The organism is Candidatus Hydrothermales bacterium, from assembly GCA_039630235.1.
Classification (GTDB): Bacteria; Hydrothermota; Hydrothermia; order Hydrothermales; family JAJRUZ01; genus JBCNVI01.
In genome coordinates, this window is sequence record JBCNVI010000002.1 from 134,408 (window position 1) to 149,230 (window position 14,823).

At 33.5% G+C, this 14,823-nt stretch carries 17 protein-coding genes and 1 tRNA gene; 9 read left to right on the plus strand and 9 right to left on the minus strand.

Features of this window, described 5'->3' with window-relative positions:
- Positions 1 to 2: 2 nt before the first annotated feature.
- Both ABDH49_03180 and ABDH49_03185 read left to right on the plus strand, forming a co-directional pair.
- Positions 3 to 986 carry a PstS family phosphate ABC transporter substrate-binding protein gene (locus tag ABDH49_03180; GenBank protein ID MEN3045973.1) on the plus strand — a complete coding sequence of 328 codons (984 nt, stop codon included), beginning with the start codon at positions 3 to 5 and terminating at the stop codon, positions 984 to 986.
- A 13-nt stretch (positions 987 to 999) separates the two neighbouring features.
- Complete coding sequence (locus tag ABDH49_03185; GenBank protein ID MEN3045974.1) at positions 1,000 to 2,007, plus strand: hypothetical protein; 1,008 nt, start codon at positions 1,000 to 1,002, stop codon at positions 2,005 to 2,007.
- 61 nt (positions 2,008 to 2,068) lie between these two features.
- Here the strand turns inward: ABDH49_03185 and ruvA are convergent, their stop codons facing one another.
- From ruvA to ABDH49_03215, 6 genes are read right to left on the minus strand one after another with little or no spacing between them, the layout of a single operon-like run.
- Positions 2,069 to 2,626 carry a Holliday junction branch migration protein RuvA gene (gene ruvA, locus ABDH49_03190; GenBank protein ID MEN3045975.1) on the minus strand — a complete coding sequence of 186 codons (558 nt, stop codon included), beginning with the start codon at positions 2,624 to 2,626 and terminating at the stop codon, positions 2,069 to 2,071.
- On the minus strand, positions 2,611 to 3,075 hold the full coding sequence (locus tag ABDH49_03195) for a crossover junction endodeoxyribonuclease RuvC (protein MEN3045976.1): 465 nt from the start codon (positions 3,073 to 3,075) through the stop codon (positions 2,611 to 2,613). Before ABDH49_03195 ends, ruvA begins: the two co-directional genes overlap by 16 nt.
- Entirely contained in the window at positions 3,072 to 3,824 is a 753-nt protein-coding gene (locus tag ABDH49_03200) for a YebC/PmpR family DNA-binding transcriptional regulator (protein ID MEN3045977.1), read from the minus strand. The genes ABDH49_03195 and ABDH49_03200 overlap by 4 nt, the downstream gene beginning before the upstream one ends.
- Positions 3,825 to 3,856: 32 nt before the next feature.
- Positions 3,857 to 6,199 (minus strand): S8 family serine peptidase, encoded by a 2,343-nt coding sequence (locus tag ABDH49_03205; GenBank protein ID MEN3045978.1) that lies wholly within the window; start codon positions 6,197 to 6,199, stop codon positions 3,857 to 3,859.
- Positions 6,200 to 6,234: 35 nt separating this feature from the next.
- Positions 6,235 to 6,684, minus strand: coding sequence for a hypothetical protein (locus ABDH49_03210; GenBank protein MEN3045979.1), 450 nt, complete (start codon positions 6,682 to 6,684; stop codon positions 6,235 to 6,237).
- Positions 6,620 to 7,783 carry a hypothetical protein gene (locus ABDH49_03215; protein ID MEN3045980.1) on the minus strand — a complete coding sequence of 388 codons (1,164 nt, stop codon included), beginning with the start codon at positions 7,781 to 7,783 and terminating at the stop codon, positions 6,620 to 6,622. Before ABDH49_03215 ends, ABDH49_03210 begins: the two co-directional genes overlap by 65 nt.
- Positions 7,784 to 7,820: 37 nt before the next feature.
- Here ABDH49_03215 and ABDH49_03220 point away from each other — a divergent pair, with 37 nt between their 5' ends.
- The 7 genes from ABDH49_03220 (at position 7,821) to argF (ending at position 13,112) form a co-directional block, all read left to right on the plus strand.
- The gene (locus ABDH49_03220; GenBank protein ID MEN3045981.1) at positions 7,821 to 9,140 is read left to right on the plus strand and encodes a cyclic 2,3-diphosphoglycerate synthase; all 1,320 of its coding nucleotides are present in this window, start codon (positions 7,821 to 7,823) and stop codon (positions 9,138 to 9,140) included.
- Positions 9,137 to 9,799 carry a cytochrome c biogenesis protein gene (locus tag ABDH49_03225; protein ID MEN3045982.1) on the plus strand — a complete coding sequence of 221 codons (663 nt, stop codon included), beginning with the start codon at positions 9,137 to 9,139 and terminating at the stop codon, positions 9,797 to 9,799. Before ABDH49_03220 ends, ABDH49_03225 begins: the two co-directional genes overlap by 4 nt.
- 127 nt (positions 9,800 to 9,926) lie before the next feature.
- Positions 9,927 to 10,001 (plus strand) — tRNA-Pro (locus tag ABDH49_03230).
- Positions 10,002 to 10,044: 43 nt separating this feature from the next.
- Positions 10,045 to 10,407 (plus strand): DegT/DnrJ/EryC1/StrS family aminotransferase, encoded by a 363-nt coding sequence (locus tag ABDH49_03235; GenBank protein MEN3045983.1) that lies wholly within the window; start codon positions 10,045 to 10,047, stop codon positions 10,405 to 10,407.
- Positions 10,347 to 11,162, plus strand: coding sequence for a DegT/DnrJ/EryC1/StrS family aminotransferase (locus ABDH49_03240; GenBank protein ID MEN3045984.1), 816 nt, complete (start codon positions 10,347 to 10,349; stop codon positions 11,160 to 11,162). Before ABDH49_03235 ends, ABDH49_03240 begins: the two co-directional genes overlap by 61 nt.
- Before the next feature lie 52 nt (positions 11,163 to 11,214).
- Positions 11,215 to 12,210 (plus strand): DUF2989 domain-containing protein, encoded by a 996-nt coding sequence (locus ABDH49_03245; GenBank protein MEN3045985.1) that lies wholly within the window; start codon positions 11,215 to 11,217, stop codon positions 12,208 to 12,210.
- Positions 12,207 to 13,112 carry an ornithine carbamoyltransferase gene (argF, locus tag ABDH49_03250; GenBank protein MEN3045986.1) on the plus strand — a complete coding sequence of 302 codons (906 nt, stop codon included), beginning with the start codon at positions 12,207 to 12,209 and terminating at the stop codon, positions 13,110 to 13,112. Before ABDH49_03245 ends, argF begins: the two co-directional genes overlap by 4 nt.
- On the opposite strand, the gene mltG is transcribed toward argF, so the two are convergent.
- The 3 genes from mltG to ABDH49_03265 all read right to left on the minus strand — a co-directional run.
- Positions 13,092 to 14,138 carry an endolytic transglycosylase MltG gene (mltG, locus tag ABDH49_03255; protein MEN3045987.1) on the minus strand — a complete coding sequence of 349 codons (1,047 nt, stop codon included), beginning with the start codon at positions 14,136 to 14,138 and terminating at the stop codon, positions 13,092 to 13,094. The genes argF and mltG overlap by 21 nt on opposite strands.
- Before the next feature lie 13 nt (positions 14,139 to 14,151).
- The gene (locus ABDH49_03260; protein MEN3045988.1) at positions 14,152 to 14,457 is read right to left on the minus strand and encodes a hypothetical protein; all 306 of its coding nucleotides are present in this window, start codon (positions 14,455 to 14,457) and stop codon (positions 14,152 to 14,154) included.
- Between the two features lie 9 nt (positions 14,458 to 14,466).
- The coding region (locus ABDH49_03265) for a phosphatidylglycerophosphatase A (GenBank protein ID MEN3045989.1) at positions 14,467 to 14,823 on the minus strand (357 nt) is incomplete at its 5' end.

A 14,823-nucleotide genomic window follows, 5' to 3' on the forward strand; every position in this document is an offset into this window, starting at 1 on the left:
GTATGGGTAGTTTCCTGAGGGGAGCCGCTATATTGGCTCTCTTGAAGGGATTACTTCTTTCTGCTGAGAAGGTAATTTACATAGACGGATCCAGCACTGTGTTCCCCATAACAGAGGCTATTGCAGAGGAGTTTCAGAAGATACATAAGGATATTAAGGTAGTTGTTGGAATTTCCGGAACAGGTGGAGGTTTTAAAAAGTTTCTGAGAAATGAAATTGATATAAACAATGCTTCAAGGCCTATAAAGGAAAGCGAAATCGAAACTGCTCAGAAAAATCAGATCGAATTCATAGAGATCCCTGTAGCCTATGACGGTATAACTGTTGTTGTTCATCCATCTAATACTTGGTGTAATGAGCTCAAAGTCAGTGAACTTAAGAAGCTCTGGGAGCCTGAGGCACAGGGCAAAATTAAAAAGTGGTCACAAATTAGAAGCGATTTTCCGGATAAAGAGATAAACCTTTACGGTCCAGGGGTAGATTCAGGAACATACGATTATTTTACAGAGGCGATCGTTGGTAAAGAGGATGCTTCAAGGGGAGATTTTGTAGCTTCTGAAGATGATAACGTTTTGGTTCAGGGAGTTAGTAGTGACCCTTACGCTCTTGGATATTTTGGCTTTGCCTATTATGAAGAAAATAAAGATAAACTTAAGGCAGTTAAGATAGATCCAGAGGACGGCAGAGGTCCAATTGCTCCCACTATCGAAAACATACTAACAGGTAAATACTATCCGCTTTCAAGGCCTCTTTTCATATACGTGAATGTTAACTCCCTAAAAAAAGAGGAAGTTAGAAAGTTTGTTGAGTTTTATCTTAAAAATGCAAAGAAAATTGTAAGAGAGGTTGGGTATATTCCTTTATCAGATAAGGCTTATGGATTGGCTCTTGAAAGAGTTAAGAAATTAAAGAAGGGAACCCTATTTGGAGGAAAGGGATCTAAGGTTGGTGTTACTGTTGAGGAGATACTTGGAAAAGATAAATAATAGGGAGGTAAAGATGAAAAGATTTATTTATGCCTTTATAATGGTGTCTTTAATTCCTCTGAGTTTAAGATCACAGGGGAAGATATCTGGCTACAGCTACTTTGACTTCTTCTATGTACCACAGCATCACAACGACTCTATCAGAGATATGAATGGATTTTGGTTTAGGAGGATCTATTTCACCTACGATCATGAAATAAGTGAAAAATTCTCCGCAAGGCTAAGGTTTGAGCTAAATAGTCCCGGTGACTATGTAAGAAGAGAAGACCTCAGGCCTTACATAAAGGATGCTTATTTGAAATGGAAATTGAACTCTTTTGAATTTTTGCTTGGTTTAACTCCTACTCCAACTTGGGAAGTTATAGAGGATCACTACGGTTATAGAAGTGTAGAAAAAACTCCCGTAGATTTACAGAGAATAGGTACTTCTAGAGACATAGGTTTCAGTTTAAAGGGTGGCTTTGGTGAAGACAAAAAACTAAAGTTTCACTTCACATTTGGAAATGGTGAAGGTATAAGGTCTGAAAACAATAAGCAGAAGGCACTCTATTTATCTATATCCTACCATTTGCCAATTTTTCTCTTTGAAATTTATGGAGATTGGTTTGATGCTCTGGGGCACAAACAAACTTATACTGTTCAGGGATTTGCTGGATTAAAAAACAAAAAGTTTAGACTAGGATTACAGTATGTTAATCAGACTCAACTTAGAGATCCTGATAAGACTCAAAGCTTCAGAATAGCTTCTTCTTACCTTGTGTTTAGCCCCACTGAGTTTTTCGACGTGCTTTTAAGATATGATAAAAACTTTGATAAAAATTCTAGGGGTAGAACTATAAGTTATACACCTTTTAGTCCTGCCTTCTCATCCAATTTTGTACTCGTTGCTTTTGCAGTGAAACCTCACAAGAATGTTAGTATTATTCCAAATGTAAAGGGTGTTTTCTATGACAAGGAAAATGATGTACAACCTCGTTCTGATATTTACCTAAGTTTAACCTTCTATTATAACTTCAAGTAGTTGAAATAAAGTAAGTTAGAGGAGGGGGGCTTGAAAAAAGTCCCCCTCTTTCTTTTTTTATTTACTCTTTTAAAATTTCTTTAATCAAATCTTCAACCTTTTCAAATTTTTTTTCTTTTAATTTTTTTGTAACCAACTCTTTTGCTTTACTTCTTTGAAGCCCAAGTTTACATAGGGCTGAAATTACCCTTTCTATATCAATTCCCTTAATCTCTCCTTCGTGAAAGTATTCTTTGAATTCAAGTAATATCAAGTTTGCTCTTTTTTTGCCAACTCCCTTAATCCTTGAAATTTCTTTTTCATCTCTCCTTCTCAAAATATCTAGAAATTCATCTACACTATAATACGAAAGAATTTGAAGAGCGACTTTTGGTCCTATACTAGGTATTGAAATGAGTTTTTCAAAGAGATCTTTTTCTCTTTCATCAGTAAATCCATATAATTCTATTTTTTCCTCCGAGAATAAAGTTGTGATATATAAACTTGTTTCATTTCCTTTATCTGGTAATTTTTCCATAACTTTTAAAGGTACGGTAATTGCAAATTCGATGCCGTTATTTTCTATTGTACAGAGAAAATTTCTTTTTAAAGTTATCTTTCCTTTTATTCTATAGAGCATCTTGTTAATGCAAAGTAAGCAAGAGAGAGAGCATCCAGTTCATGTTCTGATAACTTGTTTTTCAAATTACCCTTAAGAATTTTTTCTAACATAAATTTTACTTGGTAACTTTTTGCCTTTCCGTAGCCAGTTAAAGCTTTTTTCCATTCCTGTGTGTGCACGTTAATATAATTTAATTTATTTTTTTCAAGTAAAAAAATAATAACACCGCGATTTTCGCAGAGTTTAAGAGCCTCTCGCGGATTTCTCTTTGTAAAGACACTCTCAACAGCTGTCAAATAAGGCTTATACTTTTTTAAAATTTTTTCAATTTTACTAGCGAATTTTAATAAACTCGCTGACTCTATTTTAGAGTATTTTAAAATTCTTTTATTTATGTCAATAGCTGCTATTCCTGTATATTTTATTCCTGGATCAATTCCGATAAAATAAAGATTTTTACTTTTTATGCACTTCCAACTAGTTTTGAAAACTCCTCTTCACTCATTTCAAAATTAGCTACGACCTCTTGAACATCGTCGTGCTCTTCGAGAGAGTTGAGCAATGAAATCAATCTTTCTGCTTCTTTACCTTGAACTTTAACCTGATTTTTTGGAATCATATGAATAGAACCTTCAGCTTCTATTCCTAATTTTTTTAGACTTTCTTTTACATTTAAAAATTGTGAAGGAGAGGTGTAAATGTCGAAGTATTCTCCTTCTGTTTTTACATCCTCAGCTCCAACCTCTAAGGCAATTTCTATGAGTTTTTCTTCGTCTATAATGTCCTTTCTGACATGGAGTACCCCCTTTTCTTCAAATTGCCATCTTACGCTTCCTGTCGTTCCGAGGTTCCCTCCGTGTTTTGTAAATAAATGTCTTATTTCTGAGGTGGTTCTATTTTTGTTATCGGTTGTTGCCCTGATAAATATGGCAACTCCAGCTGGTCCATAGCCCTCATATACAACTTCTTCATACTTTAGGCCCTCAATTTCACCAGTTCCCCTTTTTATAGCTTTTTCTATGTTATCCCAGGGCATATTATGGTCTCTTGCCCTTTCAATTGCAAGTCTCAGTCTTGGGTTATTATCTGGATCTCCTCCTCCCAATTTTGCTGCAATCTGAATTTCTCTTATTAATTTATTAAAAATTTTACCCTTTTGGATGTCGGCCTTAGCTTTTTTATGTTTAATTTGTGCCCACTTTGAATGTCCTGCCATTTTTCCCTCCCCCTACAATACCCAAAATTTTTTCAATTTACTTTTATAAACTTTTCCTTCAATTTACTTTTATCTGTTTCTAAATACAAAAAGTAAGTTCCACTTTTTATTTCCTCACTATTCCAGTAAATAATGTACTCTCCTTTTTCCATGTTCTCTTCTTTTATAGTAGCTAATTTTTTACCTGAGATATCAAATACTGACAATCTTACCCGTGTATTTTCTGATAATCCAAATCTGATTAAATAAGAATTAAAGGAATTTAAATATACAGGCTTTTTTAAATAAGTTTTTTCTGCCTCTTTAGTTTTTTCTGATACTTTTTCTTCTACAAATACATTTGAGAAGTTTCCAGTAATAACAAGGGCGTATTTCTGTGGCCCGTGGGGTATATTTCCTCCCTCAACTTGGATACTATAAGTTCCTGCAGGTGCGTTAGCTAAATAAAATACCTCTACTGTATTTCTATTATCTTTTTGTCCACCTACCTGTGATTGTCCGTTATAGAACCTATTACCATAGTAAGTTCCAGATGGACCCTGAACAATTAAGTTTAAATTATTAACAATAGCAACTCCTGCACCGGCTGTAGCTGGATAATCACTCCATACCAGCACCACCTTTAATTTTCCTCCAGTTGTATTAACTGTATAGTACCTTGAAGAGCCTGTTGTAATTCCAGTTAAGTTATCATCTATGAATAACCGTTCAGGATCACCTTGAAAATAAAGTGAATTTTCTAACTTAATTCTCCCCCAACCCTGTGAAGAGTCTGGTATTGGACGAACTGCTCTTGAGTCTATGCCGTCAGGATCTGTTCCATTCATCTGTTCTGCACAGGAAATAATCATTGCCTTTAAAAGAGCACCTGAAGGGGTTCGAGCATCGCTTGGATTTCTTGTTCCTGTAGGATACCATCCTTCAGTGAAATATTGCCTTACAAGGGCTATAGCTCCTGCAACGGCAGGGGTAGCCATGCTTGTTCCCATAAAGAGATAGCTCGCTGTATCACAGGTGGGAGAAGATATGGTATCATTTTGGGCGGACCTTATATATAAATTCGGGTCTTGATTTAGAGCACTTGATCCGCAGTCACCTCCTGGAGCCATTACATCTGGTTTAATTCTTCCATCAAAGGTAGGCCCTTTACTTGAATAAAAGGCTGATATATCGTGCTTTGGTGGAGGAGGAGTCGCTCCTACTGTTACTACGCTTTTTGCTGCGCCTGGTGTACTGATAGTTCTGTAATAAACTGAGTCATAAACTATACCTGTCCATGGATCCATGCTTCCACCTGAATTTCCTGCTGCAAACACGCATATTGCATCATTATAGTCATACATGAACTTATCAACTTGATGGTCAAAGGTTGTATATACTGTAGTGTCTACGCCTCCCCAAGAATTTGAAAAGATTCGTGCACCGTTATTATACGCGTTTAGAAAGGCATTATATAGATCGTCTGGAATATAAAGTGCTCCTACCCAGCATGTTAAAAAGTTATCACCTGCGTATTGGACTGTTAATTTAGCGTTATAGGCCATTCCTTTAAACTGATTTAATTGGTTAGAAACATCATAGCCAGCTATAGTTCCAGCTACATGTGTTCCGTGTCCAGTAGGACAGGCATCTGTGTAAAAACCTGAATAACTTTCTTTCCAGATTATCTTTCCACTTCTAAAAAAGCAGGAAGCTGTATCAACACCCGTATCTAGTACGTTAATTATCTGGTTTTCTCCTCTTATTCCTCTATTCCATATAGGTGATGTATTTGGAACATTGTTCTGTATCACCCAGTATGTTCTGTCATTCATTGTGAAAAATGGTCTTTTTTCCTCTATCCAAAAGATGTTATCGTCAAAGGCAAGCTTTTTAACACTCTCTTTATACTCTACAACAAGAGCTGGATGTGTAAGAGACTTTATTTCTGAAATTACTCTTGCTCCATATTTTTCCACTATTTTTATTGCCTCTTCTCTACTTACATCTTCAAAAAAGTGTACGTAATAGATATTTTTGTAAGGGTTTTCGCACTTTTGCCCCTTTACTTTAACTTTTTTACTGATATTAGAAGAAATTTTAAAGGCAGGTTGGTATATATAGACCCCTCTGACGAAATCAAGTTTTTTAACTTCCTTTAAAACTAGTGTATCTTTTATTCTAACTGCAAAGGAGTTTAGGGGAACATAATGTAAGATCTTTGCTCCCTTTTGTTCAATCTGATGTTTGTAAAAATCATAAATTGGCGCTTCTAATAGAACGATATAAACAGTTGATCTTTTAGTTTTTAAATCTTCAGGAATTTTGGGATTCTCTAAGAGGGGATCAAACTTATAACTACCCAGAGCTATGTATGATATTAAAATTAACTTCATTTTAATGTATTTTTTACAAGGACTTCAACCTCTTTTTAAAAATTATATTTCCCATAAATGTTGTGTTTCAAACTTCTTTTCCAAAAAATTTTTGCCTTTTCATAGTTGTTGGTTAAATCAAACATTTTAGAGACTAAAGGAAGAGAAAGGGGATTTCCAAAGATAAGTGCAAGCATTGAGAAAGTTTTTAGCCTTAAAATGTCTTCATTAAAAATTGCTCCTACAAGTGATCTATAAAAGAAATAATCTCCAAGGGATTTTTCCTTTCTGTATTTTTCTAATAAAACTGATAAATTTTCATAGTTTCCAGTTTTAATTAAAATGTCAGCTGTTCTTAAAAAGGCATAACTATCTAAATATTTCATGTATAAGTAAGTGTACCTTGCCTCACTCTTTATTATAAAGTTTTCCTGAAGACTTTCAAATTTTACCCAGAAACTTCTCTCGTAAGTTAGAAGTGTTAAAATTATGAAAATGGCATTCAACAGAAAGTTCTCTTACTACCTTATTTCTAATTACAACTAAAAAAGATAGCAAAAAGGGAAAAAAGAATGGATAGATTAAATGAGAGTAGTTACCGAAAAAAACTGATGTACCGCTTAAGAAAATTGTATTAGCTGAAATTATTTTTTTAATCATATTGTTAAAGGGAGTATTTTCCACAATAAGAAAAAGAATAAAAAAGAAAATTGAGAGTTCACCCATCAAAAAAACTGTTAAAACTGATATTGTGTAGTAATAAATATTGTTCTTATTTTTGATCAAAATTAAGATTGGCAAAATTATACCTGAGATATAATCAAAGGGAAACAAGGGAGAAGGGATGTTGTGTTTAGTTTTTAATAATAAGATTTTTATTAATGCCGAAAAGTAGCCCCATAATGAAAATGAAAGAAGTTCACTATAAGCAATTTCTATTTTAAAGAAAAAGGGTATAAGTATAAGTGTAAGTAAAGCATAAAAGAGTCCTTGCTTAGAATTATATGAAAATATATAACCTCCTTCACCAAAAAACTTAATGAAATATCCTGGAATTCCCCCAACAATAACAATTATCATAAATGAGCTAAAAAAGGAAAAAATTGATTTAAGAAGACTTTTACTTTTTAGGTAGACATAAAGTGATATTAAAAAGCATATAACAGTTACCTCAAAAAGTTGTCCAGGCGAAACTCCCTGTTTTTCAAATTCTCCTTTTGATAGGCTAAAAAGTAAGTCCTTAATTGAAGTAGGATAAGAAAGTATTTTTCCTCCTCCGAGAAATAAAAAGTCAAAAATTGGAGCAATAATAACAAGGGGCGAAAAGTATACAAAAATAGTTAAAACCTTTGTCTTTTCTTCTTTTATAAGAAATGAGATAAAAAGAGCTAAAACTAAAAGGAGAGACGAATAAAAAAATAGATGATGTATTACAAAAAGTAGAGACTCGTAAAGTGAAGGGGTTCTAAGAATTTTGAAATCACCTTCGAGAGCACTTTCAAGTAAGTCTCTTATTAAAAAAGAACACGTTAAATATAAAAAATGCTCTTTTTGAAATTTTTTTTCTTCAAGATTTAAAATTAAAACCTTGAAAGCTGAAAGCATCTTAAATTATAAAGTATATCCATGGAGGTAATATGATATGGCAAAAAGAGTTTTAATACTTGGAGCAGCAGGAAGAGATTTTCACAATTTTAACGTTTTTTTTAGAGATAATGAAAATTATGAAGTAGTGGGATTTACAGCTACACAGATACCAGGCATCGAAGGAAGAAAGTATCCTCCCTCTCTTGCTGGAAAACTTTATCCAAATGGGATTCCTATTTATCCAGAGGAGGACTTAGAAAAAATAATTAGGGAAAAAAAGGTAGATATTGTTGTTTTTGCATACTCAGACGTTTCTCATGTTTATGTTATGAATCGTGCCTCAAGGGCTTTAGCCTGTGGTGCCGACTTTTGGATATTAGGTCCTGAAAGTACTATGCTTAAGTCTAAAAAGAAAGTTATCTCAGTTTGCGCTGTCCGAACAGGAAGTGGAAAAAGCCAGACCTCAAGAAAAATTGCAAAAATCTTAAAAGATATGGGAAAAAAAGTGGGAGTAGTAAGACACCCTATGCCCTATGGTGATCTTGATAAAATGAAGGTTCAAAAATTTACCTCAAGGGAAGATTTAGTTAAATACAAAACAACTATTGAAGAGAGAGAAGAGTATGAACCACATATTTCTATGGGTTTTGCTGTTTATGCTGGAGTTGACTACGAGGAGATTTTGGAATTAGCTGAAAAAGAAAGTGATGTGATTTTATGGGAGGGAGGAAATAACGACTTTCCATTTTTTAAGCCTGACTTACATATTGTGGTAGCAGATCCACTCAGGGTAGGGCATGAAGAAACCTATCACCCAGGTGAGACAAATATAAGAATGGCGGATGTGGTTGTTATAAACAAGATAGATTTTGCCCCCTTTGAAAATGTTTATAGATTAAGAGCAAACATAGAGCGTTTAAATCCTCGCTCAAGGATTGTTGAGGCTGTTTCTCCAATTTATGTGGAAAATCCAGAAATAATTAGGGGAAAAAAGGTTTTATGTATTGAAGATGGTCCAACTTTAACGCATGGAGAAATGGATATAGGTGCAGCTTATGTAGCTGCTAAAAAATACGGGGCAAAAGAGGTTGTTTCACCTCTCCCCTATGCGGTTGGCTCAATAAAGACTACTTTTGAAAACTATCCCCATACTAAAAAGGTTTTACCAGCTATGGGTTACAGTGAAACTCAAATAGAGGAGTTAAGAGAAACAATAAGAAGGACACCTTGCGATGCTGTGATAATAGGTACACCTATTAATCTTGCTAATTTGTTTGAAATAGATAAACCTTGGGTAAGAGTGAGATATGAATTGCAGGAAATCGGTGAGCCAACCTTAGAGGATATTTTAAAGGAATTTTTTGGAAAACTTTGAGGATAAAAAGCGAGTTTATCCTTTTAATATTAGGTTTAATTACAGGGTATATTATCTTTTACTTTTCTCTTCTTGTTACTCCGCCGGAAAGAAAGATGGGTGATCTTGTGAGGATAATGTATATTCATGTTCCAGTAGCTTGGGTTTCTTTGCTATCTTTTACTTTAGTTTTTGTTTTTAGCATTTTATATATTTTTAAGAGGGATTTAATATGGGATATTTATTCAGAGAGCGCCGCTGAGATTGGAGTTTTATTTAACTTTCTTACACTTGTTACAGGGATGTTATGGGCAAAAGCTGTTTGGGGATATTATTGGGTTTGGGATCCAAGATTAACAACCACTCTTATTTTATTTTTCCTTTATTCTTCCTATTTACTTTTAAGGGGATTTATTGATACACCAGATAAAAGGGCAAGATTTTCTTCAGTTTTAGGTATAATAATTTACGTAGATGTTCTCTTTGTTTATTTTTCAGTGAGGCTATGGAGATCAGTTCATCCTTCACCTTTTGCTCCTGGAGATGTGTTTATAACCTCTTCTATGAAGTATGCCCTGTTTTTGAGTTTCATTCCTTATTTAATTTTCTTTTTACTTTTATTTTTATTGAGGTATAAAATAGGTAAAAGGGCAGCTGAAAAATTGGGGGTGATTAAATGAAATTTTTGTATATAGCTTATGTTGTTGCATGGACAGTTCTATTATTTTATCTTTTTTATCTTCACAGAAAATTTAAGGAGTAATTTGTTTTTTTAAAATTTAGATAATATAATTAATTAAGTATAGGCGGGGCGTAGCGCAGCCCGGATAGCGCGCTTGGCTTGGGACCAAGAGGTCCGCGGTTCAAATCCGCGCGCCCCGATTTCCCTCTAAAACAATAACTTCAAAATCTCCCCCAAACCTAAATGAGAAAAAAAGTAATCAAACTACATAACCTCTATCTTTCCTATAAAGAAATAAAAAAGGATTTATTCTCTGATTTTAAAAAAATATTCAAAGAAATGAATCTTTACCTTGGGCCCTTCCAACAAATGTTTGAAAGAGAATTCGCCCTATATTGCGATAGTAAGTACTTCGTTAGCTGCTCCTCTGGAACAGATGCGCTCCACCTTGCCTTAAGAGCTGTAGGAATAAAAGAAAAAGATGAGGTAATATTGCCCTCTTTTACATTTTTCGCAGTTCTTGAAGCTGTCTGGATGGTTGGAGCTTGGCCTGTTTTCGCCCTGAAATTAAAGAGAGCGACTTTACTATTGATCCAGAAGATGTAAGATCAAAAATAACAGAAAAAACAAAAGGAATAATTTTAGTTCATCTTTTTGGCATGCCCTGTGATATGAAAGAGTTTTGGGAAATTAAAAAGAATAATCCTCAAATCGTTTTGATTGAAGATTCTGCTCAATCTCATGGTGCTCTCTATGAAGATAAAAGAGCCGGAAACCTTGGAGATGTATCAGCCTTCAGTTTCTACTACACAAAAAATCTCGGTGCACTGGGCGAAGCAGGGGGAGTTTCTACAAATGATTATGAAGTTTATGAGAAATTAAGACTTTTAAGGGTTCATGGGCAAGACAAAGCTTATGTAAGTAAAATTATGGGCTTTAACTTCCGAATGGATGAGATTCAGGCAGCTGTTTTGCTTTTAAAACTCAAACACCTTGACAGGTGGAATTCAAGAAGAAGAGAGATAGCAAAAATTTATTTTGAAAATCTAAAAGATATAGAAGAGGTGAAATTAATTAAAGAGGATGAGAATAAAAAATCTGTTTATCATCTTTTTGTGATACGTGCAAAGGATAGGGATAAGTTAAGGGCTTATCTCAGGGAAAATGGCATAGAAACAGGTGTGCATTATCCAATACCGTGCCATTTGCAACCAGCAGCAAGTTTTTACGGCTATAAAGAAGGTTATTTACCGTTAACTGAGAGACTTTGCAAGGAAGTTTTATCCTTACCTTGTCACCCCTACTTAAAAGATGAGGACGTTTTATATATATGTGAAAAAATTAAAAAATTTTATTTATAATTATTTTTTAAAATACTGGGTTCTACTCCAATCGCAGGAATGATAGGGTGAAATGAGGAGAATATTTAGTTTCTTATTTAGTATCTTATTTCTTTATTGTGCGGCAAACCCTCATTCTACATCTGTAAAGATATATATGCAACAGCAGAATTTTGAAAAAGTTATTGAAGAAGCTGAAAAGTGGGCAAAATCAGAACCTAAGAACCCTGAGCCCTACCTATGGATCTCAAGAGCATACACCTTAACAAATAGATACATTGAAGGTGCTCAGTACCTACTAAAGTCTATTGATATGGGTCTAAAGAAAAAACTGGAGAAAATAGATAAAACTACTCTTTTTAACGGTGGAATTGTTGCAAACCAAGAGAAAAACTATGATTTTGCGATAAGATGCTTTGAAAAACTAAGGGAAGTTGAACCAGATAGTCCAAAGGTTTACATAAATCTTGCCGCTTTTTATCAGAGTAAGGGTGATGCAAAAAGAGCAAAAGAGGTCCTTGAGGAGGGACAAAGAAAAGTAAAGGATAATATCCTTATGTCTTACTATCTTGCCAGATTCTATATGGAGGAAAATCCAGAAAAAGCTGAGGAAATAGCTAAAAATAATATAAACAAAGAAATGAATAGGGAGTTAAAGGCAAAGTTCTTTGGGCTATTAGGTGAGATTTACTCAAACAAGAAAAATTACGAAGAAGCTGAAAAGTTTTTTAAAGAAGCCTATCTTAATGATACAACAAATACAAAATATCTCTTTAATCTTGCCCTTTCAAACTTTTTGCTAAAAAGATACAAGGAGTCAATAACTTATTTTGAGAAGTATGCCCAAAAGAATCCTGAAGAAGCAGATGTTTATGAATATATCGGAAGAGCATGCCATTTAACAGGTGGTTATGATAAGGCATTGGAAAACTATAAAAAAGCTCTCTCTCTGAAAGAAAAATCAGAGATATATAGATTGATTGCAGATTGCTATTCAAAGCTAGGGAAAACTAAAGAAGCTCTTGAAGCTATTAAGAAAGCTTCAGAACTTGAGGGAATAAAAAAATGAAGAGAGATTTCCTTTCAATAACAGATATTACTTTAGCTGAATTAAATCGGATTCTTGATTACTCAGAAGATTTTAAAAAGGGAAAAAGTGAAAATTTTCTTAAAGATAAGATTTTTGCCCTTATTTTTGAGAAACCTTCTCTTAGAACAAGGGTAAGTTTTGAGGCAGGCATAAAAAAACTTGGTGGGCACTCTATATATCTTTCGCAAAGTGATATCGGAATGGGTAAAAGAGAAGCTGTTAAAGATATCGCAAAAAATTTAGAAAGATGGGTAGATTCAATTGTTGCAAGAGTTTACTCCCATGAAACTCTCATTACTCTTGCAAAGGAAAGCAAAGTTCCAGTTATAAATGCCCTTTCAGATTTAGAACATCCCTGTCAAATTTTGGCTGATCTTATGACTATAAGGGAGATTTCAGGGGATCTAAATGGTCCGCTTCTTTATGTAGGAGATGGTAACAATGTGTGCCACTCCCTTATTTTAGGGTTTGCTATAACAGGGGGAGAAATAAGGGTATCCACTCCAAAGGGATATGAGCCTAAAGGTGAAATAATGGAAAAGGCAAAAGAGTTATCTAAAGAGACCAAATCAAAAATAATTTTCAGTTATGATCCTTATGAAATTGTAAAGGGTGTTAAGTTTATATATACGGATGTGTGGGCCTCTATGGGTCAGGAGCATGAGGCAGAAATTAGAAAAAAGGTTTTCTTACCTTACCAAGTAAATAAAAATCTTATCGAGAAGGCCTCAAGTAATGTTAAGTTTATGCATTGTTTACCGGCTCACAGAGGGGAAGAGGTAACGGATGATGTTTTAGATGCAGATTATTCGATAGTTTATGAGCAAGCTGAGAATAGAATGTGGGCGCAGATGGGACTTTTAAAAATTTTGTTTAAATAATCCTTGCTCTGAACCTAAGGTTTTTTTAATTAATCCTCTTTTTTCCCATTCTTTCTTTGCAATCTTTTTATTTTTAAGGTGCTCTTTATAAGTTCTTGCAAAAATATGTGTACCATCACCTTTTGATACAAAATAGAGAAAATCGGTATTTAATGGATAAAGGGCTGCTTCTATTGATGCTTTTCCGGGTGAACATATAGGTCCTGGTGGTAGCCCTTTATTTATGTAAGTATTATAGGGTGAAGATATTTTCAAAAATTTTTTAGGTAAGGGAAAGATTGGTTCAGGTAGTAAGTATTGAATAGTTGGGTCAGCTTGTAGTGGTATCCCTTTTTTTAGTCTGTTATAGTATACTGATGAGATAATCTTTTTTTCGAAATCGTATGTTGCTTCTTTTTCTATAATTGAAGCCAACGTTAAAATTTGATTTAAATCTAAATCTAGTTTTTCTTTAATTGAATCGTACTTTAACTCTTTTAAGACCTCAAATAGTCTTTTGATGAATATTGAAATTATTTCTTTCGGTGAAAGATTATATGAGAGAAAATATGTATCGGGAAAAAGATAACCTTCAAGGCTTTTAGGTGGGTTATTTTTAAATATATCTTTGAAATTTTCCGTATTTTCCGTAAGTTTCTTTAATTCATCAAGTTCAATTCCAGTTTTTTCTGAGATTAATTTTAGAATTTTCTTTAATTCGTATCCTTCTGGGATAGTGATTAAAAATTGTGAGCTGATTTTAGCTTTACTTATGTTTTTTAAATTAAAAAGGTCATTACCTGAGTTTATGATTTTCCACTCTCCGGCAAAAATTTTAAATTTAGGATTATAAATTTTTAGAAGCAATAGAGATAGACTACTATTTAAAACTTTTTTTTCTTTTAGTATTTTAAAAAATTCCTTTAAATTAGTTCCTCTTTTTATTATTACCCTTTCCTCTTTTCCTTTAAAATTTACCAATGGGGAATAGAGAATAAATTGTAAAACAAAAACTAGAAATGATACAGAAAAACAGAGGAGTTTCAATTTTAGATTTTAACTAAATATTTAACTTGTTGGCGTATTTACCTATAATGGGAAGCTCTTCCATTTTTCCAGAGAGTGTGTTTGATATTCCGATTATGACAAATAAAATCCAGATTAAAATACCAATAGGCCAAATGATAAACCAGCCTATAATGGGGATTATACCGCCTACAATAAAAACGAGCATGAAAAAGGCAAAAAGCATTATTCCCTGTTTTACATGAAACTTTACAAATTCATCATTGGGTTCTAAAATAAGGGGCACTATAAATAAAATCCCTAAGTAGGAAAGTACAGATATGTACTTTTTATTTTCCATAATTCTATTTTAAAGAAAAATTTTGTGGAACACAAAGTGGATAAGTATCGTAAAAAAAAGGGAATAGATTCCACTTAGAAGATCGTCAAGTAGTACACCTTTAAAATTTCGAATTCTTTCCAAATTTTTAATAAATAGAGGCTTTTTTATATCAAAAAATCTATAAATAGCAAAGTAAAGGACGTAGAAAAAAATTTCAGTCTGGAAATAGAAAATAGGAAGTGTTCCTATTATTTCATCAAGGGTAAAAAAATCAGGATCTTTTTTATAAAGAAAATCTCTCAATACATAATGAAGTATATACGTATACATAAATAAAATCGAAAGTGTAATGAAGGAGGGTTTGTAAAAAATCAAAAATATAAG

Excerpts from the sequence above, each read along its gene's own strand:
- ABDH49_03180 (MEN3045973.1), top strand. The coding sequence starts at position 3 with ATGGGTAGTTTCCTGAGGGGAGCCGCTATATTGGCTCTCTTGAAGGGA.
- ABDH49_03185 (MEN3045974.1), top strand. The coding sequence starts at position 1,000 with ATGAAAAGATTTATTTATGCCTTTATAATGGTGTCTTTAATTCCTCTG.
- ruvA (MEN3045975.1), bottom strand. The coding sequence starts at position 2,626 with ATGCTCTATAGAATAAAAGGAAAGATAACTTTAAAAAGAAATTTTCTC.
- ABDH49_03200 (MEN3045977.1), bottom strand. The coding sequence starts at position 3,824 with ATGGCAGGACATTCAAAGTGGGCACAAATTAAACATAAAAAAGCTAAG.
- ABDH49_03205 (MEN3045978.1), bottom strand. The coding sequence starts at position 6,199 with ATGAAGTTAATTTTAATATCATACATAGCTCTGGGTAGTTATAAGTTT.
- ABDH49_03215 (MEN3045980.1), bottom strand. The coding sequence starts at position 7,783 with ATGCTTTCAGCTTTCAAGGTTTTAATTTTAAATCTTGAAGAAAAAAAA.
- ABDH49_03220 (MEN3045981.1), top strand. The coding sequence starts at position 7,821 with ATGGCAAAAAGAGTTTTAATACTTGGAGCAGCAGGAAGAGATTTTCAC.
- ABDH49_03235 (MEN3045983.1), top strand. The coding sequence starts at position 10,045 with ATGAGAAAAAAAGTAATCAAACTACATAACCTCTATCTTTCCTATAAA.
- ABDH49_03245 (MEN3045985.1), top strand. The coding sequence starts at position 11,215 with ATGAGGAGAATATTTAGTTTCTTATTTAGTATCTTATTTCTTTATTGT.
- argF (MEN3045986.1), top strand. The coding sequence starts at position 12,207 with ATGAAGAGAGATTTCCTTTCAATAACAGATATTACTTTAGCTGAATTA.
- ABDH49_03260 (MEN3045988.1), bottom strand. The coding sequence starts at position 14,457 with ATGGAAAATAAAAAGTACATATCTGTACTTTCCTACTTAGGGATTTTA.